The sequence below is a fragment of the Arcicella rosea genome (assembly GCF_040543805.1).
Classification (GTDB): Bacteria; Bacteroidota; Bacteroidia; order Cytophagales; family Spirosomataceae; genus Arcicella; species Arcicella rosea.
This window is the reverse complement of sequence record NZ_JBEUMS010000006.1, coordinates 243,122-264,119: the sequence shown is the minus strand read 5'-3', so window position 1 is coordinate 264,119 and position 20,998 is coordinate 243,122. Positions and strand designations below refer to the sequence as shown.

Below are 20,998 nucleotides of genomic sequence, written 5' to 3'. Positions count from 1 at the left end.
AGTTTGTGAAAAGGCATAAGTACTAGACTAATTACATCAGAGGTGAAAATTATTCTATTCTCCAAACCAATAATTATTATCAATGTTTTGAAGACTTGTTCAGAAGGTAAGTTTGAGGCTACATTTTATTAAAGCTATTAATATGGTAAAATAACACTTGGAATGAGCCGTAAGCATGAAGCTAAATATAAAATACTAATTATACCGATAACAATATAATGTAGCTTGTTCTTAGTTTTATTTGTAATAATTAAAACAAGAACCTGTAAAAAATATGAGGGAAAGAAGTACCAATAAGAATCTATAAACTGGTTACTGGCATAGCCTCCTATTAGAAAAATTATTAAAATGGTTAAATATCGAAGTAAGATAAAACAAACTATATTGAGTATTACAAACATTATATTCTTTCCCATCTCTTTGATTTTTAATACATATATACTATTCATTTTTACGGAAAATCCTTAGTTGAATTCATTACTTATCAGCTTTTATCATAAACGTTTCGCAAGTTGAGATACGTTAATAAGTGGTATTTTGGTATTATATCTTTCATTGATTTTTTTAATCGTTTCATTGGCAATTACTGCACTACCAATAGCAGTGGGGTGTATTCCGTCTTCCGAAAAGAAATTGCCATTAGGGAACGATGGGTCAATAAACAAGCCATCTTCGGTATGGTATTTACCCGCTAAAATCGTTTTATAAAGGCTATACATATCCACAATGGGTAGGTTATACAGTTTGGCAAAATGCTCGGTTGTATTGGTGTTTAATACATCCTTGATTATAATTCTGAATTGCTTGGCTTCATCCGCAGAAATTACATCTTCATCCAGCAAAATAGTTTTTTGATTACTTGCAAATGCCTTTTTTATACCATCCCTAGGAATTAATAGCGCACTGTCGCTCAATGCTTGCCCAGTTGTATTGTTTTTAAGCATTAATTGATTTGCTTGATATAAATGAAAGTATGGGAAATCAAGAAAATCAGGCATATTATATAACACCATTTTTAGCCCTACTTTTGTGTAGTTTCTAATAAATGTGTGTTTTGGGTAAAAGTATCCTTCATGTAACCTATTCTGAATAGCAAAATTTTGAGTATGGCATGCCCAGCCAATCCATGAATCTAGGTCTTCAAAGTGAAGTAGCAGATGTGTTTTTTTTTGGATTGTGTAGGCAAAATAATTAAATGGAGTTTCGTTTGTTCCTTTGTCAGCATAAAACCGAAATAGATAACTGAAATACGGCTCTTTGCCTTTAGGATAATAAAAATAGCTATTTGATGAATCCGAATTGGTTCCGGGGCCTTCTGGCCAAGATATATTATCTACATGGGTTCCTTTGAAGGGCGTGAATACTAGTGGCGTCTGTGAGATAATAGCGGTTTGGTTGGTTACTTTTTTCCAAGATGGCAGACTAGCTTTTCGGTCATAGATTAGATAACCGCTTCCATTACCTTGTTCTTTTTCAAATAATGGAGAGATAAATGATTGAAGTTGCATCTGATGGGCGATTAGCTGTGGGATAGATGTCATTTGACCTTCTCTATACAATCCTCCATTTCGACTACCAGATGGAAATGAACCACCGAGTGCTACCATTCTAATTGTTGAGGTATCTCCCTGTTGTCGAAGCGACTCAATATCTGGTGTGAAAGCTACGGGGGGCAATTGGATATCGTCTTTGACGGGTAAAGAAATCTCCTCTGTGATAATGGAAACAGGTGTTTCTTCTGTTATGACTGAATCAGGTTTACATGCAGAAAGAACGGATATGATAAGTAATGAGTATAGCGTACTAGGTTTCATAGAAGTTACGGCATAAGGTGAAATAGTTTGGATTAAACAAACGAGCTTATTGTTTTTGCAATGTAACATTCGTTAAAACACGCTCTGACGTAGTATAACACTACGTCAGGCGAGCGTATTTCATAATATGTTTTTATTTTCTTACGAAAACAAAAAATAAGTTCAACAGCTTTGAACACTATTTGCCTTTGAAAAACTTTGTAACTGAGATTCCTATTACTTTATTTTTAAAAGATGCTGTGTTACTATCAATAATATTTGCTAAACCCAGAGAATAATTAGCACTTAAAACCAAACCTTCAAAGACTTCATAGCCAACAGTTAAATTTAAACCGTAATCTAGTCTTTTAAATTCACCATCGCCGAATGTAATGTCAGATGATTGTCCATTTGATAAAATTGTTCCAGTCATGGCATAACCTACATAAGGACCAACGCCTATGAAAGAGTAGTATGTCGGCTCATATAAAAAATTAAAAGGTACTTCTAAGTAATTTATGGTGGTTTTATAATCGGCTATATTACTTGGCGTAATCGCCCCTTTTTGTGAAAAAAGCACATCGTTTCGTAATATGATTCTGTCAGAGAGTCTTGATTCAAATGTAACTCCAATTTGAGCGGTGGTAATTGAATTCTGATTAGAAGACATCCCTCCCGAAGAAAATGCAAGGTTGGCGAAGTTAACACCACCTTTTATGCCGAAACGAGTTTGGGCATTAGTGGTAAAAGAAAATGCTATTAAGCTTAAAAAGAGAAAGAATAATTTTTTCATTAGGGTTTATATTTAGTTTTTCGCCCTTGCTAGTTTATCACCAACAAGGGCGAAAAGTATCTGTAACTAAATTACAAAATATGTATAGTCGTATTATCTGGCTTTAAGTAAGAAAAAAGGACTAGCTTATTATGGGCTAATTTCTTATGTTTCAAAATACCTGCCTTTTCTTATTTGCCTCCCAGACGAGTATTGAAGTCACTTATTATATTTTGATACTTTCTTAATATCCTATCCCATTCTCTAAATTGTTCATCTGCTTTGACACTTGTTCCAGCATTGCCAGAATACTCGCTAACGAGTTTTACCTTGAAGGTCAGAGGGCTAGAATTAGCTAATTTAATGATTAATCTTGTTCTAATAGTATTCTGTTCAAACGATTGAATACTCCATGCTGTCCGTAAATAAGAGGTTTCTTTATCACTAACTTCTATGGCGTCAAAGTAATCCGTTACAATTTGTGTTGTAAGTTTCCAGCCGTCTGAAGTATTAAATTTATCATTTACAATAACTGAAAAGTCAACGTTCGCTTGGTCTGTCTTAATTGAAGCTTCTTCAGCATCATCCTTTTTCATTTCAAAAAATTGTTGTTTAGGAGGAGGGGTGCTTCCTCTTTTAGAACAATAAACTTGCTCGTACTTTAGAAAACCAACTTTCTGTATTTTTACATTTACGCAAGTTTCTCTTGGTATTTTAATTTTTAAAGTACCCGTTCCTAAATTTTGACCATCAACAATAATTTTTGCATCAGGTTCTGAAGCACTAACAATCACAGATTGAGCATTACAGAAACTCGTTAGAAGAATTACTAAAAATAAAGTTATTATCTTTTCCATTTTTTTTGATTAAAATCCCTACTCATTTGGCTTTTCGGTGTCGCCCCGTTTAGAAATGGTCACTGGTCTCCATATTAATAATAAGGGAATTTATACTCTTAGGGTTTAACTCTCCAAAAATATAAAGTAGGGGGCTCTCTTGGTTGTCTCATTTCATAGTCACTTAGCTTGGTTATAACGACGTATAACCGCTAGGCATCTAATTTTTTTAAGTTAGTGGTATTGTATCACATGACTCTGACCTTGTTCTGTTATTTTTAAGTTCAGTTGTGTTTAAAACTAAATATTTATTACGAAATATCCAATCAATCAATAATTTTTTCTCCCTACATTGGGAACTTGTAGTTCGTCTGAGAGATTAAGCTACCTGATTTAGGGATTTTGTAACCCAACTGAGAGATTACGCATCCCGACTGAGAGATTTTGTAACCCGTCTGAGGGATTACGCATCCCGACTGAGGGATTTTGTAACCCGACTGAGATATTACGCATCCCAACTGAGGGATTTTGTAACCCGACCGAGATATTACGCATCCCGACTGAGGGATTTTGTAACCCGACTGAGATATTAAGGAATCCGATAAGACCATTAACATAACGTCATTCATAACTCTTCAAATCCTTTAAAAAATCATTTCAATCAATTTAAGTGATAATTTACCTATTTCGCCGTTGGCAGTCTGAGGTTTGTTATCTAATTTTACGCAGATTTTGAAGACAGAATCGTTTCGGCGATTCTCAACCTGAACACGATAAAAATAACCAATGAGAGAAATACAATTCAGAGAGGCGCTTCGTGAAGCATTAAACGAAGAAATGCGTAGAGACCAGTCAGTGTTTTTGATGGGCGAAGAAGTAGCCGAATACAATGGTGCTTACAAAGTATCACAAGGTATGTTGGATGAATTTGGTCCAGACCGTGTGATTGACACACCTATCGCAGAATTAGGTTTTGCGGGTATCGCTGTTGGTGCAGCCGCTAATGGTTTGCGTCCAGTAGTTGAGTTTATGACTTTTAACTTCTCGTTGGTAGCCATCGACCAAGTAATCAACTCGGCTGCCAAAATGATGTCTATGTCTGGTGGACAATACTCTTGTCCAATCGTTTTCCGTGGACCAACCGGAAACGCAGGTCAATTATCATCACAACACTCATCTAACTTTGAAAACTGGTTTGCTAATACTCCTGGTTTGAAAGTTGTAGTTCCTTCAAATCCTGCTGATGCAAAAGGTTTATTAAAATCTTCAATCCGTGATAACGACCCAGTTATTTTCATGGAATCTGAATTGATGTATGGCGATAAAGGTCTTGTGCCAGATGGAGAATACTTAACTCCAATCGGTAAAGCACATATCGTAAAAGAAGGTACAGACGTTACAATCGTTACTTTCGGTAAAATGCTTTCAAGAGTAGTAATGCCAGCAGTAGCTGAATTAACTAAATTAGGCATCAATGCTGAAGTAATTGACTTAAGAACAGTTAGACCAATTGATTACGAAACAATTATTGCTTCTGTAAAGAAAACAAACCGTTGTGTAGTAGTTGAAGAAGCTAACCCAATTGCTGCTTTATCTTCAGAAATCGCTTATAACGTACAACGTTGGGCTTTTGATTTCATGGATGCACCAGTAATTCGTGTGAACTCATTAGATTTACCACTTCCTTACGCACCAACTTTGTTAGAAGCTATTCTTCCAAGCGTTGCTCGTACTATTGAAGCTGTAAAGTCGGTTACGTATAAGAAATAATCGTTTCTGAAATTTAATATCAAAAGCCTTTTGAGTACCCTATGGTTATTCAAAAGGCTTTTCTACTATAAAATCATTTTAACCAACAATATCTACCATCATGTTACAACGCTACAAAAACATTACACTATTGCTTCTTGCTATTTTAGTTTTAGGAGGTTGCTCTTCAAAAAAATCAGATGATATTGAACCACAAGCAACAGTCTCGTCGCTCCCCAAAACGGTAAAAATCGAAACTTATGGCAGTAAAAACCCCAATATCTATGCTTACACTTGGAAAGACAATCTTTTAACTTCTTATACAATTACAAGCCTAAATACTTCTACCAATAGGGATTTTGTAAGAACTTATGAATTTACCAGAAATGCTAAAAACCAAATCAAAACTGAAAAATATAGTTATAAAGGTGCTGATTATGCCGATGGAAGTCAATCGTATGAATATGAATACAATACAGATGGCTCAGAAATTATATTAGAAAAATATATGCAGTGGATTTATAATAATAAAGGACAGTTGACAACCCTTAATTATACAAACCCATCTCAATGGGCAAAAACATTTGAAAAGTTTGAGTATCAGAGTGATGGACAGTTGACAAAGTATCAATTCAAAAGTAATATTGAAACTATATGTAGTTTGGGAGAATTTACTACGGTAGAAAATCCTTTGTATAAATTCACGGAAAATACACAGTTTTTAAAATTGTCATACAGTGATGGACAGATTGTTGCGCTGTTTGCTTCTAAAATGATTCCTAAGTCGGTGATAAATGGTGACTTCTCTAATAAAATAACTTATACATTGGATAGTCAGCAACGAGTTAGCACCATTGCATTAGTATCTAGCTTTGGTATAACTTTGTTTAAAATTACTATTGGTTACTAATTAATAGTAGGGCTTATTAATGTTTTTATACTATCTCGTATGATTAATACGTGGTTAACAAATAGCTGTTGCTTGTCAATTCCCATGACTGACCGCCCGATTTGGCAACACAACTAGCCCAGCTTGGCCTAGTGTTTTTCAATATGTCTGTGTGTAAAGGCAACAGCTAAATTGTGCTGATACTCATCTTGTTGGTGCATTGATGTCAAGAAGGGCTGAAAATACCAACCCCAAGTTTTTTAATGCTTTATACTATCTTGCATTAGTAATGCTTGGTCAATCATTAAAAAGATGTTGTATGGAAAAAGGGGAAACAAAAAACGTTTACGAGGTCTATAACAAGATAGCTACTTGGTTTTCAGAAAATAGGGATGAGGTATTAATGGAGAAAAAATACCTAGACGATTTAATAGCTCAATTACCCGCTGAAGGCACTGTTTTAGATGTGGGTTGCGGTACCGGAAAACCAATATTAGCCTACTTAGTTAATCAAAACGTACAGGTTACTGGCGTAGATGCCAGTAGCAAGATACTTGATATTGCCAAAGAAAACTTCCCAACAACAACGTTTATTTTACAAGATATGCGTTATTTAGACATAAACAGACAATTCGATGCCATCATTGCATGGCATAGCTTTTTCCATCTTCCGGTCGCCGATCAACCATTGATGTTTACGCTTTTTGAAAAACACCTAAACCCTAATGGTATTTTACTGTTTACTTCTGGTACCGAAAACGGTGAAGCTTGGGGAATGTGTGGTGGAGAAAACCTATTTCATGCGTCTTTAGATACTGACGAATACCATAGCTTGTTAGAAAAACATCATTTTAAGGCATTGAAACATGTGATTAACGACCCAGACTGTGGTTATGCCACCGTATGGATGGCTAAATATTTACCATAGGGTCTTATTATCATGTTCAAGTGTGATGGAATTTAGAAGATATTGCGAGGTTCTCGAAGAATCTCGCAATATCTTTAAGTATTAAAATTTGTATAATAGTTTTTTAATGATTGATATAGAGAAAAAGCTTTAATCTATATCACGAGGTCTGCTTTTTCGGTCGGAGTATATTTTTTTAATGAGGTATTCGGTATTTACTTCATCCTCCCAACTGCCGAATGAACTAAAGTAAGCCTTTTCTGACTCATCTTGATGATTTTCATTTGGTTTAGGCTTCTTTTCAGAAGTAACAGTAATTGTTAGTTGCTCTTCATTTTTAAAGAGGTCTTTAATAGTTTTCAATAAACTATCATTAATTTCTGTAGGTTTGATGTTGTAAGTTGCGTGCATAATTTTAATACTTTTACCGTTATTTTATGACTATTTTAGATTTATATTAAGTAAGGATTTACGCTAATTTTATAAATGAGGATATTGGATAAAAGTATTTAAATAAGCTATACTATTTTATCACAAATATATAAATTTTGTGAAATTTTCAAACAAAAATTGAAAATTTCTTAGATTAAAATGCGTGTTAAATGTGGAATGGATGTGTTTGGAAGAGGTTTTGTTGATGTAAATGCAATTGAACTTCTTAAAACTCTAAAGTCAATTGTTTCCCTATCATATCATCGGCAGATTCTAAATTGGAGAGTGAAATACCTAAGAGACGTACTCCTTTAGGAATTGGATATAATTGTTCAAGTAAATCAAAAGCGATTTTTTCGAAGAATGAACTATCAAAAATAGGAGAGAGTGTGGTTCTACTTCTGGTAATGATTTGAAAGTCTTTGAATTTTACTTTTAAATGAACGGTTCTGCCATATACTTGCGTGCGGTCGCAGTATTTCCAAACGTCGTCAATAATGGGTTTTAAACCAGCTTCTAATTCTACTCTGGTTTCTAAATCTCGCCAAAAAGTATTTTCGGAACCCACAGATTTACGTATTCTTTCAGTATTTACTGGTCTGAAATCAATGGCTCTGGCAATGTTATAGTAGTACTTCCCAGCCTTTCCGAAGTGTTTGGTCAAGACGCTTTCATCATATTGCCGTAAATCTAAACCCGTGAAAATATTCATTTTGTTCATTTTCTCGGCTGTTACTTTTCCGATGCCATGAAAACGATATACTTCTAAATCTTCCACAAACTTTTCTCCTTGATTGGGTTTTATCACAAAAAGTCCATCAGGTTTTTTATAATCTGAGGCTAATTTTGCTAAGAATTTATTGTAAGAAACTCCAGCGGATGCCGTCAGTTGTGTTCTTTCCTTGATTTTCTCTTTGATTTCTTTGGCGATTGCGGTTGCTGAAGCGATGCCTTTCAGGTTTTCTGTAACATCCAAATAGGCTTCGTCTAAAGAAAGTGGTTCAATCAAATGAGTATATTCTGCAAAAATCTCTCGAATTTGTCTTGAAGCCGTTTTATAACTTTCAAAGCGAGGCTTTACAAAAATTAAATTTGGACATTTACGAGCAGCCATCATTGAGGACATCGCCGAACGAACGCCAAACTTACGAGCTTCATAACTGGCGGCCGCCACCACGCCACGCTCACGAGAACCACCCACAGCCACAGGTTTTCCTCGCAAAGCAGGATTGTCTCTTTGCTCCACAGAAGCATAGAAAGCGTCCATATCGATATGAATTATTTTTCGTATGTTTGTTTCTTGCATATTTAGCTATGAGCTTCGAGCCTTGAGCTGTCAGCTTTGAGTAATCAGGTTTCAGCAATCAGATGTCGGGAATCAATTTTGTTAAAAAAGATGTTTACTTATCGCATGACTGGAAGTGAATATAAATGAAATAAAAAATTAAATAAAATACACTCAATCTTGCTTCTTTTGTCCTTTAGTCTTAAAGTCTCTAAATCACTAATTCACAATTCACTCAATCACAATTAAAAATATGTCTTTAGCCGAATTATTAAAACAAGATTTTAGTCCTGAATTCCAATTCCAAGCTTCAAGAAGTGGCGGAGCGGGCGGACAAAATGTCAATAAAGTTGCTACTAAAGTAGAACTCCGATTCAATGTAATCAATTCCGTTTTATTAGACGAAATTCAGAAAAATACACTACAAGAAAAACTAAAAAATCAGATTAATTCAGAAGGAGAATTAATCATTGTGTCGCAAGAAGAGCGAACGCAATTACGGAATAAATCTGTTGTGATAAAGAAATTCTATGATTTACTCAAGAAAGCACTTTTTGTTCCTAAAAAACGCAAAGCCAGCGAGCCAACTTTTTCCTCTAAAATGGAGAGACTAAAAAGTAAGAAAATCGCTTCGATTAAGAAAGTGAATAGAAGAGGGATTGTTTTCTAATTTGAAAATTTGAAGATTTGAAAATGATACTTACTCCATAAGTAATTTAGAAATTTGAAAATGACACATACTCTTAATCAATTTGATGAGTTGCTAATTTGGAAATGAGAAATACACCATAGTTAGTTTTTAAATTAAATACCCATTTTCAAATCTTCAAATTTCCAAATCTTCAAATCAAAATATCCTTCTTCAAATTAAGTATATTTGCACCTTAAACAAATTAAAAATGCTTACTCCAAAATCTCAAGGATATTTTTTCCCTGCCGAATGGCATCCACACGTAGCAACTTGGCTTACTTTCCCACATAACGACCACTCTTGGCAAGATGATAAATTAGCCAAAATGTATCCTCAATACTTCAATTTTATCAAGGCGATTACTCAGGGTGAAAAAGTTTGTTTGAATGTAAATGATGAAAAATTACAATCATTTATTTTGGATGAATTGCCCAAGTATGGTATTGACGAAACACAAATTGAAATACTAATCAACCCAACAAATGATGCTTGGTGTAGAGACCACGGCCCTGCATTTTTGATTAATCCTGAAACCAAACAACGTATGATTGTAAATTGGGGTTATAATGCTTGGGGTGGAAAGTATCCTCCTTTTGATGATGATAATAATTTGCCTACGAAAATTGCAGCATATCGTGGTTTGAATGCTGTTACTCCCGGAATTATTATGGAAGGCGGTTCGGTAGAATTTAACGGAGCAGGAAGTGTATTGACCAGTCGCTCGTGTTTGTTGAATCCGAATAGAAATCCACATTTGAATCAAGCTCAAATAGAACAATACTTGTGCGATTATTATGGGCAAGAACAAGTACTTTGGGTAAATGATGGCATTGTGGGTGATGATACAGACGGTCATGTGGACGATACCGTTCGTTTTGTGAACGCCGATACCGTAGTGGCGGCAGTAGAGTATGATAAAAATGATGATAACTACGAAGTTTTGAATGATAATTTACAGTTGCTCAAACAAATGCGTTTGGTAAATGGCAAGCAATTGAATGTAGTAGAGTTGCCAATGCCTTCGGCAGTGGTGATTGATGAATTCAGAACACCGGGTTCTTATGCTAATTTTTTGATTACCAATGCTGGTGTGATTGTTCCTACTTATCAATGTAAGAATGATGATATTGCTTTAGATATACTTTCTGGGCTTTTCAAAGACCGTCCAGTGATAGGTTTAGATGCCACAGATATTATTTGGGGACAAGGAAGTTTCCATTGTTTATCTCAGCAAGAGCCTGCTGTTTAGATAATGATGGTAGGGACGAATGCCATTCGCCCCTACCATCATTATACTTGTCGTTCTATTGTTTATTCGTCACAAGGTTGTATACGATACGACCTTACTGATTAAAAATGAGGTAATAATAATAGCCATGCTAAGACAAACTAAACAATCGAAATGAGTCTTGCTTTATTACCTTAGGACTTGGCATTTGCAATGCAAAACCGGGCTTAGAGCATTACTGCAAGGGTATAAGCTAGAATCGATAAAGCTTAATAAAGTTAAATAAAAGCAGGCATTATAGAATAACCGTGGGAATATCTTATCGTTAGCCTCCGCTGTTCCACGTCTTTAGACTTGGAAAGAAAAATGAAACAAACGTAGGGGTGAATTGCATCCGTCCTTGTCATTTACTTGTTATTCGTTTAGTAAAAGGTCGTATGCGATACGCCCTTACAGTTTAAAAAATAAAACAAATAAGTCTATCACTAATTAATGAACACTACAAAACTTACTAACTGACTGTTGACGAAATTGAGTTTCTCTGAAGAATCATCATCTTGACAAGGGAGGAGTAAGAAATTTAACCATGAAAAAAACATTATTACTTTTTACGCTTATTGCTGGTTTCACACAATCAATAAAAGCACAAACGCAAAGCACAAGATCCTCTGTTCCAGATGCTTTACACCAATTTATGCTGATCAACATAGACCCAATGTCTGTTTCAATGGGCTATGGAGGGATGGCTCTTTTTACCGACGAAACAGCTACCTATCTCAACCCAGCCATGTTGGTACATTCACCCAATAGAAACGGTTTTTTTTTAACAGGTTCGAAGTGGCTACCTAAACTTGTAAGTGATATGTATATCTTGCGAGGTGGCGGATATTGGCAGTTGAGTGAAAAAAGTGTATTATCTAGTAATATTACTCTTTTCCAAAATGGTACTTTTAGCTATGTAACTAATACAGGAGTTTCGACTGATTTTTCATCTAAAAGTTGGGGTTGGGGAGTGAATTATACTAGACTTTTATCAAACAAAGTATCAATGGCGGTGGGTGTGAAGTATATGCATGAAAATGGAATAGATTTGTTACCATCTATTAATGTTGATATACCTTCCAAGAATAATGTTGCTTTTGATATCAGTTTAGCGCATGTTGATACCGATGTCTTTAAAAAGTTCTCATTCAATTACGGTGTTAATATTGCCAATATTGGCGGGAAAGTTAATTTTTATAATAAACAGGAAGCTTTTTTGCCGACCAACCTAAAATTAGGCATAGCACCAAGTTATAAGTTGGATGTTAAAAATAAAATTGGCTTTACAGTAGATGCCAATAAACTATTGGTACCAACACCTACTGGCAATCATTACAACGATTCGGCCTTATCTGGAATGGTCGCTTCGTTTTCAGATGCCCCTGGCGGACTCAGCGAAGAGCTAAAAGAAATCACTTGGTCATTGGGTTTGCAGTACAACTACAATGATTTTTTGTTTTTGAGGATGGGTAAATTTCTAGAATCTGAAGAAAAAGGCAACCGCAGCTTTACAACTTTTGGTGCTGGCGTTGTGATTAAGAAATTAGTAAACCTAGACCTTGCTTTTTCAAAGGATAACAACGATAGCCTAATTGGTGACCAATTATTCCTTTCAGTAGGTTTTAACTTTTCAAGCAAGAAGTAATTTGTATTCTCTGCTAGTCTCATATCTAAGATCCCTCCTCTGTTAGTCCACATATGTGTACCAGAGTTCACTTAAAGTTGTCTTATAGAACACTCAGAGTGCATTAGAGTTTACTTAGAGTGGTCTTGTATAGCACTCTGAGTGCACTAGAGTTCACTTAAAGTGGTCTTATAGAACACTCCGAGTGCATTAGAGTTCGCTTAGAGTGGTCTTGTATAGCACTCCGAGTGCATTAGAGTTCACTTAGAGTGGTCTTGTATAGCACTCTGAGTGTATTAGAGTTCACTTAGAGTGGTCTTGTATAGCACTCTGAGCGCATTAGAGTTCACTCAAATTGGTCTTGTATAGTACTCTGAGTGCATTAGAGTTTACTTTGAGTGATTTCGTATAGCTCTTGGAGTATCATTACATTTTTTGGAAAAATTAATGGGAAATGAAGAGGCTAGAAATTGAATTTTTATTGTAGGTGCTACTTTGATGGAAGATTTTAAGATAGAATTATTCAAGAAATAATATAGACTAAATTTTTATTAGTATTCATAAAAATAGAGCGTTTTAACTGGCCTTTTAGCTAATTAAAACGCTCTATTCATGAAAGAATGATTATACTATTGCATGATGTTATTTACCACAAGCCTCAGTATATTCATTGTATAATTTTAGGTATGTCTCTTTATTGTTAAAGTCATAAACCCCTTGATCTATTTTTGTTACAATTGAAGGACAGTCAGCAAAGAATTCTTTCAAAGCTTTACGTCTGCCCATAAATTCAGGTGCTACAAAGAATGATTCATCTTGTGGGCGTTTGAAGGCATAGCTGTCTTGTGGAAAGAATTCTTGATACAATGATAGTTTTTTACTAGCTTTTACTTCGTCGAAAAGAGCGTAGTGTTTATTGTTCACTAGATTCATACTCGTTAACATATTAGATGATTGCCCTGTTTTTCCGACTAAATATACTTTACCATCTTTATCTTTAATAGAAAAAAGCTTTTTCAGGTTTGTTCTTTTAGGTTTCTTTTCTCCATCAATATAAATCCAAACAGAACTTTTATCAGAACCTAATTGGTCTGTCAATTGTCCTAACCCTGAACGAGTTTTTTCAGTTCTCAAATCAACAATTTGCGGAAAATCACTCAATACTCTTACTGTTCCAGCAATTTTGTTATTATCATCATCTGTAACTTCAGCTTTTTCTAATTCAGCATATTTGAAGGCATTGGGAGTTTTTTTGTATTCATATACAAAAGGTTCTGATGCTACAGGTTCAATTTTAGATACTTCTTTTACTGAATTTTGAGCATCCTTAATTTCTTGCTTTGTTTTTTCAAGGGCACTAAAATTGGCACGCATTCCTAAAAAAGATTTGTCATACTGTTTTACTCCAGGCAAGTATTTATCGAGTTCATCAAATTTACCAAGCATTAATGAGGTCAAAGCTGAATTATAATAAGCATTGAATCTTATATCTTGTTGTAAATCTTCATCTTCATCAGTAAATTCAAACAATGGTTTCCAATATTTTTGTGCTTCTCCAAATAGTCCAGACCAGTTGTTTCTATCAACATCAAGTAACATTGATAATACTTGCGTGGATTGGTTAAACTCTTCTACATTGAAAGTTGACTTTGATTTCTTACGTTTTTTTACTTCAAAATATTCAAGGTTAATATTAGGGCTGTTTAGGTAATAGCTTTCAAATTCATTGAATAATTGAGAGAAATCTCCTAGCACAACATTATAAGCTAATAAGTCGTATGGATATTTAACATCAGTAACATACATTTTTACTTTAGGAGTACTATATCTCTTGTAAATTACCTTCCCTTGTTTATCTTGAATCGTTAATTCAGATTCTAAACCAATATAGTATGCAGGGGCATTTTGATAAGTTGCTTCAAGATAGCTTTCATTTAAAACTAATTCATACCTTTTTAGATTATAAGTAATGGTGAAGTCTCCATTATCTTTTTTCTTTAATCCGAAAACCGAAATATGTTCATTGATAAAGCCCTCAGAATAAGCTAAGTTTTTAGCTTTAAAAGAGGCTTCTAAACCACTGCTGAAACTAGTTTTTAACGCATAAGACTTATAGTCAGCATAACTAAGATCGACTGGAGAAACGGGACCTCTTAATCCAATTTTTTTATTTGATTCTGCACCGGCTAATTTAAAAAATTGAGCTTGAGCCATACCGACGATGCTACATAAAAAACTTACTAGGAATAAAATCTTTTTCATAATTTATCTTTTTTAGCTTACACCTCCTTTTTCAAGAAGATTTAAGCAATGATGGATTAATAAAACTTATTAATAAATAGTGTTCGAAAGTTATTTGAGGCTTGGATTATGACGAGAAGAGAATTTTGTTTGATTGAACAAATCTTTCAACTTTACAGCATCTTCAATAAGGTTTTTCCCATCTTTGGGGTCATAATCATTCTTGATTAAACCTTCAGCTTCTTTGATAACCTTATCAGGATTATCTAGATAATAGTAAATTTTAGCAAGATTAAAATATGCTGAGTAGCGGATTTTACGACTTGGTTTGTCGTCGGCAGCATACTTTGTTTTTAACGATTCGAAATAATCAATCAATGGTTGTAAATTTTGAGCAAGCTGATCTGTTGGCACATCGGCTTTCATCCCATTGAACAATTCTTTAACGGCTTCAATAGCCTCAGCTTGAGTTTTCCCTTCCTCACTTTTTGCATCTAAAATCCACAAAACATCTCTGGTATTAATTACAGGAAAACCATAATTCTTGTTAATGGTATAATTGATAGTATTGATAGAACCCTTTACAAAATTTCTAACTGTTTGTTCATAGATGGCATCTTTGCTTGAATTAAATTCCTGAACAGCTACATCTCTAACAGTTTTTTTGTTTGTTGTATGGATTATTTCTTTATTGAGATTAATCTGTTGATCGTCACCAGAATTGTTATCGGTAGGTTTGTTGATTACAGCATTAGCTAAAAAACGATTGACTGTTTTTACTTCTTCTACTTTTGGGACTTCTTTAATCGGAGTAAATGGTCCTTTGTATTTGGCATAGCCTCTTGCACTGTATCTAGCTTCTAACCAATAGTATGTAGTAGAGCTTTTGATATTTCCATCTTTGTCTTTATCATTGATAGTTTCAGATTTTACTTCTACGCCTTTGTAAACAAAGTCTTCCAAAACAAAGTCAATTCCAACAGTTGGGTCACTTTCAACTTTTTTCCAGCCGTCAATACCGATTTGTTCATACATGCTAGATTCGGGTACATATTTTGATAATAAATCAGAGCTTTTTACATGCAGACCGAATGTACGTTTCTCTAATGGAACATTTTCTTTGGGTAGCACTTGATAGGCTACATTAAAATGAAAGCGATCTAAATCTACTTTCTGAGCAAACAATGGTGCGGATGCAAGCATCGAGAGGAGGAGTACTAGTTTTTTCATGAGATATAAATATTAAATTAAAAGATGCAAAAGGAATTACCCATGAAAATCATAGGTTAGCAAAACTAAAAGCAATAAATACAAGGGTACAAGGGAAAATAGCTGAATGAAATTCGAGCGAAAGAGAAAATAGGATGTTTTTTCTAGGTATAGCAATTCAAATACAGTCATTATAATAAGTAGAAAAGGTAAATGATATGGTCTTATTACGAGTTTATAGAATATTTCAAAAGTAGCAAGTTCCCAATTAAAATAAAAATATATAGAAATATATTTTTGTATTACTTAATTACATTATTTCGCATAGAATCTTGTTAACCATTTGGTACTTAGTTTGAGTTGTGAAAATTAATGCTAGAAAAGTAAAAATATATAAATAGGCCTTGAATACATCCATTTTAAGAAAATTGACCTTTAAATTTTACAAACATAAAAACTACCTACACAAATTTCGAAATCAACGTTGAGAATCTATTCGGAGATAACCTTGTTTCATTTGAAATTACAGCTCATCAAGAGGGTAAATCAGGACGTTTTAGTGTGTTCTTCCATTCGTTTATCCCTTTTTTGAAAAAGCATTACCCTGAGCAAGGAAAATACATCCAACAAATCAGGAAATCTTTGGGTGGGTATGGTCCTAAAGAGGAAGAAGTACTTGCTGTATTACAAGATGAAGACTTTGACTTTGAACAATATTTCATTTTATTTGTTAAAAAAAACTACAATATAGAAGCTGAAATAGAGAGACAAACTAACCTAAGGAATACTCCAGAGACTGAAGAAGAAAAAGCTGATTTTAGAGCGTTCTTTAGTAAATTTGAGGCACTCATTCCTAAAAATCCTATTAATAAGAGTAAGTTTTTAGATACTTTGGAGCAAGTGGTACTCGCACATTTGATTGATAATTATCCTGAATTGACCAATGCTGAACCAGAAGATATTAAAAAACTAAATACAATACTTGGAGAATATATTCCTAAACTAGGATATGATTTGATAGACCATATTGAAGACATTCGAAATAGAGATGCTTAATATTGATGACAGATTTGTCTGGCAACAATATGAAAAACCAAAACCCTAATAAATGCCCATACACGATATTACACTTCAAACTTTATTATTACTTTCTTGTTTTGCTTTTTTAGCGGGTTTTATAGACGCCATTGTTGGCGGAGGAGGTTTGATTCAATTACCTGCTTTGTTGATTTTTCTTCCACAATATGCTATTCCTACTATTATTGGTACGCATAAATTAGCATCTGTTTCGGGCACTTTGGTAGCGGCTTCACAATATATCCGACAAGTAAAAGTAGATTGGAAGGTAATGGTTCCGTCTATTATTGCCACAGGATTATTTGCTTTGATGGGAGCGAGGTTGGTTACTTCTTTGGATAAAAATGTGTTAAAACCTATTATTCTAGTATTATTAGTCTTGGTGCTAATTTATACCTTTTTGAAAAAAGATTTAGGGACAGACCATACGCCCAAATATATAGGCAAAAAGTTTTTAATTGGCGGATTATTAACGGGTGCAATTTTAGGTTTTTATGACGGATTTTTTGGACCCGGTATGGGAAGTTTTTTAATCTTTGCCTTTGTATCAATTTTTGGTTTAGATTTTCTTCATGCCTCTGCTTATGCCAAAATATTAAATTGTGCTTCTAATATTCCAGCTATCATTTTCTTTATGTCATCTGGCGATGTACTTTTTGAAGTAGCCATTCCTTTAGGTATTGCTAACATTATCGGTTCAGTAATAGGCACTAAATTAGCTTTATTAAAAGGTAGTTCTTTTGTAAGAATCTTTTTTCTAATTGTTGTAACGGGTGTAATTGCAAGGTTTGCTTATGATATTTGGAAATGAAAAAGCCTTGCTATTGGTATTAACAAGGCTTTTAATTTGATGGTTATTTGCATTGATAAACATAATCAATATTTCGTCTTTTTATACTACTTCCAGTAAAAGTCTCTTCGCTAGATAAAATATAGCCTTTGCTATCAAAAGTATAAACAACTGCGGATTGTGTACTTACTGTTCCTGATGGGTCATAATAAATTAGTTTTGTTCGATGATTTTTATTATTTGCTCCAAAGCTAAGGTTACCATAATTAAATGGATAGACGACTTTCGTTTTGATTGCATTGAATGTCCAAGTTGTAAATTCATTGATTAAATATCTACTTGTACTTTCGTCGGTATAAAAGAGTTTAATGTAATTTCCATTGAGGTACTCTGCTTCATAAATGGTAAAACGGCTCTCAAATTTCTCTCCATTAGTAGCGTCATAAAAAAACTTAGTGGTTTTAATGTTATTTCCATTCGTATCATAAGTCTCGTTATCAACCTCACTAGGGAAATTATCCTGTCCAGAATAATAATATTCTCTTTTATTTACTCTTCCATTTTTATCACAATATACTTTAGAATAATGCTGGCTATTTCTAAGAATGGTTACATAAGGCTTTATATCAGAGCCAAGGTTAGCCTTATTTTCCAAATAAGTATATTTTACATTAAATACAGCACTATCTGATAATCGTAAGGTTTTAACATTCAATTCAGCCAGTGTATGTTCATCACTGTAAGTATGAGTATATTCGTTTACAGTAGATTCATTGATATTCGTGTAGGTTTTAAGCAAACAATCTGGCGTTCCGTTTGTACTTAGAATACTCTGTAGAGATTTGTACTGTAAGGTTCGGGAGTATTTTGTGATTTTATCAGTTGTAAGTAATTTATTAAACTCATCAATGATTGTTTTCAAGCCATTTTCATCTTCACTAATTTCTAATATCCCATCTTTTAATGTAACACTTAATTGCATGTATTTTTCTGTATTCTTACTAATTATGAGAGATTTTCCAGATACTATATAAGTGAAATTTACGCCATCCATTGTACCCGTGCCGCCTTCTCTAAAAACCCAAGTGCTTATTCTTGTGATATGCTGAGTAGCTTCATTGGCACTGATTGATAAATCATCGGTTAAATCTATTGTTTTGCCACCAACAGTTGCAGAGCCATTAGCACTTTGAAATTTCCATGTTCCAGCGATATTCTGAGTAGGAGTAATTTCTTCAACAAGCTTTGTGGTACATGAAATTGAAATAAGTAAAACAATACATAAAGCGATGTGTACAGATTTAGTAAGCATATAGATATTGATTTTAATTTGGGAATCTTTTTTGGAAATGAGGACTTCCAAGCCTAAATAGATTGGAATGCGGTATGTGTATTTTCTACACAGAAAAAAACGCTATTTAGTTTTGTGAATAACTTACTGAGAATCTCCACGAAAGCTGGTTTGGTTACTATTATCGTTGGATTTATTTTGAGATGGGAGGGAGTATATTTTTTGTAGAGATTTTGGAAAAACAACAAAGCCTTTCTGCAATATGCAGAAAGGCTTTGTTGTTTGTGGTATCGCAGAGAAACCTTATGAAATAATATAAAATGCTATAATTCAGTTGCTTATGTTTTATGTATTATTTGTTGGTGAAACAATTATATTTTATAATGATAATCTTTCTCGTACTTGTGTTACCATACTTGCCCACAATTGCTCCCGCTCTAGTTCTGACATTTGCAAAACTGTGTGACTTGGTGCATTCAATCCTTGAATTGAAGCAAGAGGAGAATCTGTAATATCGCATGGTTTTATGAATAAGTTAAGTATTGTTGCTCCATCATCATCGGCTCTTTTTAATAGTGTTGGGAGTTCTTTATTAGCTATAAAATCAGATGCAAAAAAATCAGCAGAAATAACAAAAATTACTATTTTAGCCTTAGCCATAGCCGTTCTTATTTCATCCTCCCATTTTTGCCCTGGTTTAATATTAGAATCATCCCAAAGGTTAATAGCATGAGTTCTTTCTAGGTTTTTGAAATGACGTTTAAAATCATCTACATATTTGCGGTCATTATGGGAGTAACTTACAAAAATTGTATCCCGGATAGATTGTTCTGAATTACTTTTCCCACTCTTTAAGATTGTTGGTAACTCATCAAGTATTTGTCTTACGAAAAATAAAGATTTTTGAAGGTTTATAGCAGCACGAATTGAATAGGGTGAATTGGGGTTTTCAAATCCATTCAGTTTTTTTTGAAGTAAATCTTTAACCTCATTAAGGAAAATACTTTTATTTAAAGCAGTTGTAAAAAATGATAGTCGAATATCTAACTCTTCTTTGAAATAATGTCCATTTATTTCTGATATAAATTCAACACTGTGACTTTTGGTGTGACGACGTGGTTCATCACGAAAGATAAAGTCATGTGCTTCGCTTTTAATAATTTCCTCGTCAGTCATATTATGTTGGTTGAGTTTTAAATGGTTGTAAAATCTATTAATTCAAACTATAATTCTCAGTGTCTATCATTGGCTTTTTATAACTCTAAAATCTTTCGAACTTCGCTTACCAAATTAACCCAAAGTTCTTCTCGTTGTAATTCATTCATGTGTAGAAGTGTATGTGTTGGGTTATTCATAGCCTGATAAATTCCTAGTGGAGTATTAGAGAAATCGCAAGGTTTTACAATGATGCTAAGTACTTTTGCACCTTCTTCCTCTGCTGCTCTTAAAAGTTCGGGTAACTCTTTGTTAGCTATAAAGTCTGAGGCAAAAAAATCAGCACTTGTAACAAAGATTGCAACCTTAGCTTTTTGCATGGCTTTCTTTATTTCTTCTTCCCATTTTTGCCCGGGCTTTATTTTTGAATCATCCCATAAATCCAAATCATGTGTTCTTATAAGGTTTGCGAAATGTCTCTTAAACGAAGTAACATAATCTTTATCAGCATGGGAATAACTTATAAAAATTGAATTTCTTTGATTTTCAGAATTAACTTGATGCTTTGAGGTTACTAACACAGGAAGTTCATCGATAAACTGCTGAACGTAATACTTACTTGTTTCTAAACAAATTTTATATGTTCCTTCTTCGTCATTTTTTAAAAATGATTCATTATATACTGAATCTAAGAGAATATTTATTTCATCCAAAAAATATGACTTCGACTTTTGGGAAAAAAAATCAAGTAACCTATTTTCTAAGTGTGATTTAAAAATTCTTGGCGTGAAAAATGCAATCCTATAATTATGAACTTTGTTCCCACTTTCACCAATACTCATTTCATTCATAAAAAAGCCATTAGCTTCAAATCTTACAATTTCTTCTTCAGTCATATTAGTAATTAGTGTATTATCAAGTAGTTCTTAATAAATAACCCTACCAATTATTAACTTGGTAGGGAATTTAACATCAGAATAAATTCAC

Annotated in this window: 19 protein-coding genes; 9 read left to right on the top strand and 10 right to left on the bottom strand. The window is 33.8% G+C overall.

All coding sequences use genetic code 11. From position 1 onward, the window contains the following. Positions 1 to 494: 494 nt before the first annotated feature. Positions 495 to 1,676, bottom strand: a complete 1,182-nt coding sequence (locus ABID42_RS10040; protein ID WP_367283549.1) for a hypothetical protein — start codon at positions 1,674 to 1,676, stop codon at positions 495 to 497. Between ABID42_RS10040 and ABID42_RS10035 the strand changes: the two genes are divergently transcribed. After that, complete coding sequence (locus ABID42_RS10035; RefSeq protein ID WP_367283548.1) at positions 1,657 to 1,830, top strand: hypothetical protein; 174 nt, start codon at positions 1,657 to 1,659, stop codon at positions 1,828 to 1,830. The genes ABID42_RS10040 and ABID42_RS10035 overlap by 20 nt on opposite strands. Before the next feature lie 162 nt (positions 1,831 to 1,992). On the opposite strand, the gene ABID42_RS10030 is transcribed toward ABID42_RS10035, so the two are convergent. Together ABID42_RS10030 and ABID42_RS10025 are read right to left on the bottom strand one after the other, a co-directional pair. Continuing rightward, a complete protein-coding gene (locus tag ABID42_RS10030) occupies positions 1,993 to 2,586 on the bottom strand; it encodes a porin family protein (RefSeq protein WP_367283547.1) in 594 nt (197 codons plus the stop codon). 170 nt (positions 2,587 to 2,756) lie between these two features. Further along, positions 2,757 to 3,422, bottom strand: coding sequence for a hypothetical protein (locus ABID42_RS10025; protein ID WP_367283546.1), 666 nt, complete (start codon positions 3,420 to 3,422; stop codon positions 2,757 to 2,759). A gap of 765 nt (positions 3,423 to 4,187) precedes the next feature. On the opposite strand from ABID42_RS10025, the gene ABID42_RS10020 reads away from it, so the two are divergent. From ABID42_RS10020 to ABID42_RS10010, 3 genes are all read left to right on the top strand, one after another. Then, complete coding sequence (locus ABID42_RS10020) at positions 4,188 to 5,171, top strand: pyruvate dehydrogenase complex E1 component subunit beta (protein ID WP_323255376.1); 984 nt, start codon at positions 4,188 to 4,190, stop codon at positions 5,169 to 5,171. Between the two features lie 100 nt (positions 5,172 to 5,271). After that, positions 5,272 to 6,060, top strand: a complete 789-nt coding sequence (locus ABID42_RS10015; protein WP_367283545.1) for a hypothetical protein — start codon at positions 5,272 to 5,274, stop codon at positions 6,058 to 6,060. 298 nt (positions 6,061 to 6,358) lie between these two features. Further along, positions 6,359 to 6,967: a class I SAM-dependent methyltransferase gene (locus ABID42_RS10010; RefSeq protein ID WP_367283544.1), complete on the top strand. Its 609-nt coding sequence runs from the start codon at positions 6,359 to 6,361 to the stop codon at positions 6,965 to 6,967. Between the two features lie 129 nt (positions 6,968 to 7,096). On the opposite strand, the gene ABID42_RS10005 is transcribed toward ABID42_RS10010, so the two are convergent. Both ABID42_RS10005 and dinB read right to left on the bottom strand, forming a co-directional pair. After that, on the bottom strand, positions 7,097 to 7,357 hold the full coding sequence (locus ABID42_RS10005; RefSeq protein ID WP_323255384.1) for a hypothetical protein: 261 nt from the start codon (positions 7,355 to 7,357) through the stop codon (positions 7,097 to 7,099). Positions 7,358 to 7,604: 247 nt separating this feature from the next. Continuing rightward, positions 7,605 to 8,684 (bottom strand): DNA polymerase IV, encoded by a 1,080-nt coding sequence (gene dinB, locus ABID42_RS10000; protein WP_367283543.1) that lies wholly within the window; start codon positions 8,682 to 8,684, stop codon positions 7,605 to 7,607. A gap of 232 nt (positions 8,685 to 8,916) precedes the next feature. On the opposite strand from dinB, the gene arfB reads away from it, so the two are divergent. From arfB to porV, 3 genes are all read left to right on the top strand, one after another. After that, the gene (arfB, locus tag ABID42_RS09995) at positions 8,917 to 9,333 is read left to right on the top strand and encodes an alternative ribosome rescue aminoacyl-tRNA hydrolase ArfB (protein ID WP_367283542.1); all 417 of its coding nucleotides are present in this window, start codon (positions 8,917 to 8,919) and stop codon (positions 9,331 to 9,333) included. A 229-nt stretch (positions 9,334 to 9,562) separates the two neighbouring features. After that, positions 9,563 to 10,603 (top strand): agmatine deiminase family protein, encoded by a 1,041-nt coding sequence (locus ABID42_RS09990; protein WP_367283541.1) that lies wholly within the window; start codon positions 9,563 to 9,565, stop codon positions 10,601 to 10,603. Positions 10,604 to 11,168: 565 nt separating this feature from the next. Then, on the top strand, positions 11,169 to 12,269 hold the full coding sequence (gene porV, locus ABID42_RS09985) for a type IX secretion system outer membrane channel protein PorV (protein ID WP_367283540.1): 1,101 nt from the start codon (positions 11,169 to 11,171) through the stop codon (positions 12,267 to 12,269). A gap of 621 nt (positions 12,270 to 12,890) precedes the next feature. On the opposite strand, the gene ABID42_RS09980 is transcribed toward porV, so the two are convergent. Both ABID42_RS09980 and ABID42_RS09975 read right to left on the bottom strand, forming a co-directional pair. Continuing rightward, on the bottom strand, positions 12,891 to 14,510 hold the full coding sequence (locus tag ABID42_RS09980) for a hypothetical protein (protein ID WP_367283539.1): 1,620 nt from the start codon (positions 14,508 to 14,510) through the stop codon (positions 12,891 to 12,893). A gap of 90 nt (positions 14,511 to 14,600) precedes the next feature. Beyond that, positions 14,601 to 15,719: a hypothetical protein gene (locus tag ABID42_RS09975; RefSeq protein WP_367283538.1), complete on the bottom strand. Its 1,119-nt coding sequence runs from the start codon at positions 15,717 to 15,719 to the stop codon at positions 14,601 to 14,603. Positions 15,720 to 16,286: 567 nt separating this feature from the next. On the opposite strand from ABID42_RS09975, the gene ABID42_RS09970 reads away from it, so the two are divergent. Continuing rightward, positions 16,287 to 16,754 carry a hypothetical protein gene (locus ABID42_RS09970; protein ID WP_367283537.1) on the top strand — a complete coding sequence of 156 codons (468 nt, stop codon included), beginning with the start codon at positions 16,287 to 16,289 and terminating at the stop codon, positions 16,752 to 16,754. A 52-nt stretch (positions 16,755 to 16,806) separates the two neighbouring features. After that, entirely contained in the window at positions 16,807 to 17,586 is a 780-nt protein-coding gene (locus tag ABID42_RS09965) for a sulfite exporter TauE/SafE family protein (RefSeq protein WP_367283536.1), read from the top strand. A 43-nt stretch (positions 17,587 to 17,629) separates the two neighbouring features. On the opposite strand, the gene ABID42_RS09960 is transcribed toward ABID42_RS09965, so the two are convergent. From ABID42_RS09960 to ABID42_RS09950, 3 genes are all read right to left on the bottom strand, one after another. Continuing rightward, positions 17,630 to 18,877, bottom strand: coding sequence for a hypothetical protein (locus ABID42_RS09960; protein WP_367283535.1), 1,248 nt, complete (start codon positions 18,875 to 18,877; stop codon positions 17,630 to 17,632). A 357-nt stretch (positions 18,878 to 19,234) separates the two neighbouring features. Then, a complete protein-coding gene (locus ABID42_RS09955; protein WP_367283534.1) occupies positions 19,235 to 20,032 on the bottom strand; it encodes a toll/interleukin-1 receptor domain-containing protein in 798 nt (265 codons plus the stop codon). Positions 20,033 to 20,109: 77 nt separating this feature from the next. Further along, entirely contained in the window at positions 20,110 to 20,907 is a 798-nt protein-coding gene (locus ABID42_RS09950; RefSeq protein WP_367283533.1) for a toll/interleukin-1 receptor domain-containing protein, read from the bottom strand. Positions 20,908 to 20,998: the final 91 nt, after the last annotated feature.

Coding starts and splice junctions, on each gene's coding strand:
- ABID42_RS09980 (WP_367283539.1), bottom strand. CDS start 14,510: ATGAAAAAGATTTTATTCCTAGTAAGTTTTTTATGTAGCATCGTCGGT.
- arfB (WP_367283542.1), top strand. CDS start 8,917: ATGTCTTTAGCCGAATTATTAAAACAAGATTTTAGTCCTGAATTCCAA.
- ABID42_RS10030 (WP_367283547.1), bottom strand. CDS start 2,586: ATGAAAAAATTATTCTTTCTCTTTTTAAGCTTAATAGCATTTTCTTTT.
- ABID42_RS09960 (WP_367283535.1), bottom strand. CDS start 18,877: ATGCTTACTAAATCTGTACACATCGCTTTATGTATTGTTTTACTTATT.
- ABID42_RS10010 (WP_367283544.1), top strand. CDS start 6,359: ATGGAAAAAGGGGAAACAAAAAACGTTTACGAGGTCTATAACAAGATA.
- porV (WP_367283540.1), top strand. CDS start 11,169: ATGAAAAAAACATTATTACTTTTTACGCTTATTGCTGGTTTCACACAA.
- dinB (WP_367283543.1), bottom strand. CDS start 8,684: ATGCAAGAAACAAACATACGAAAAATAATTCATATCGATATGGACGCT.
- ABID42_RS10005 (WP_323255384.1), bottom strand. CDS start 7,357: ATGCACGCAACTTACAACATCAAACCTACAGAAATTAATGATAGTTTA.
- ABID42_RS09965 (WP_367283536.1), top strand. CDS start 16,807: ATGCCCATACACGATATTACACTTCAAACTTTATTATTACTTTCTTGT.
- ABID42_RS10015 (WP_367283545.1), top strand. CDS start 5,272: ATGTTACAACGCTACAAAAACATTACACTATTGCTTCTTGCTATTTTA.
- ABID42_RS10025 (WP_367283546.1), bottom strand. CDS start 3,422: ATGGAAAAGATAATAACTTTATTTTTAGTAATTCTTCTAACGAGTTTC.
- ABID42_RS10020 (WP_323255376.1), top strand. CDS start 4,188: ATGAGAGAAATACAATTCAGAGAGGCGCTTCGTGAAGCATTAAACGAA.
- ABID42_RS09950 (WP_367283533.1), bottom strand. CDS start 20,907: ATGACTGAAGAAGAAATTGTAAGATTTGAAGCTAATGGCTTTTTTATG.
- ABID42_RS09955 (WP_367283534.1), bottom strand. CDS start 20,032: ATGACTGACGAGGAAATTATTAAAAGCGAAGCACATGACTTTATCTTT.
- ABID42_RS09990 (WP_367283541.1), top strand. CDS start 9,563: ATGCTTACTCCAAAATCTCAAGGATATTTTTTCCCTGCCGAATGGCAT.
- ABID42_RS09975 (WP_367283538.1), bottom strand. CDS start 15,719: ATGAAAAAACTAGTACTCCTCCTCTCGATGCTTGCATCCGCACCATTG.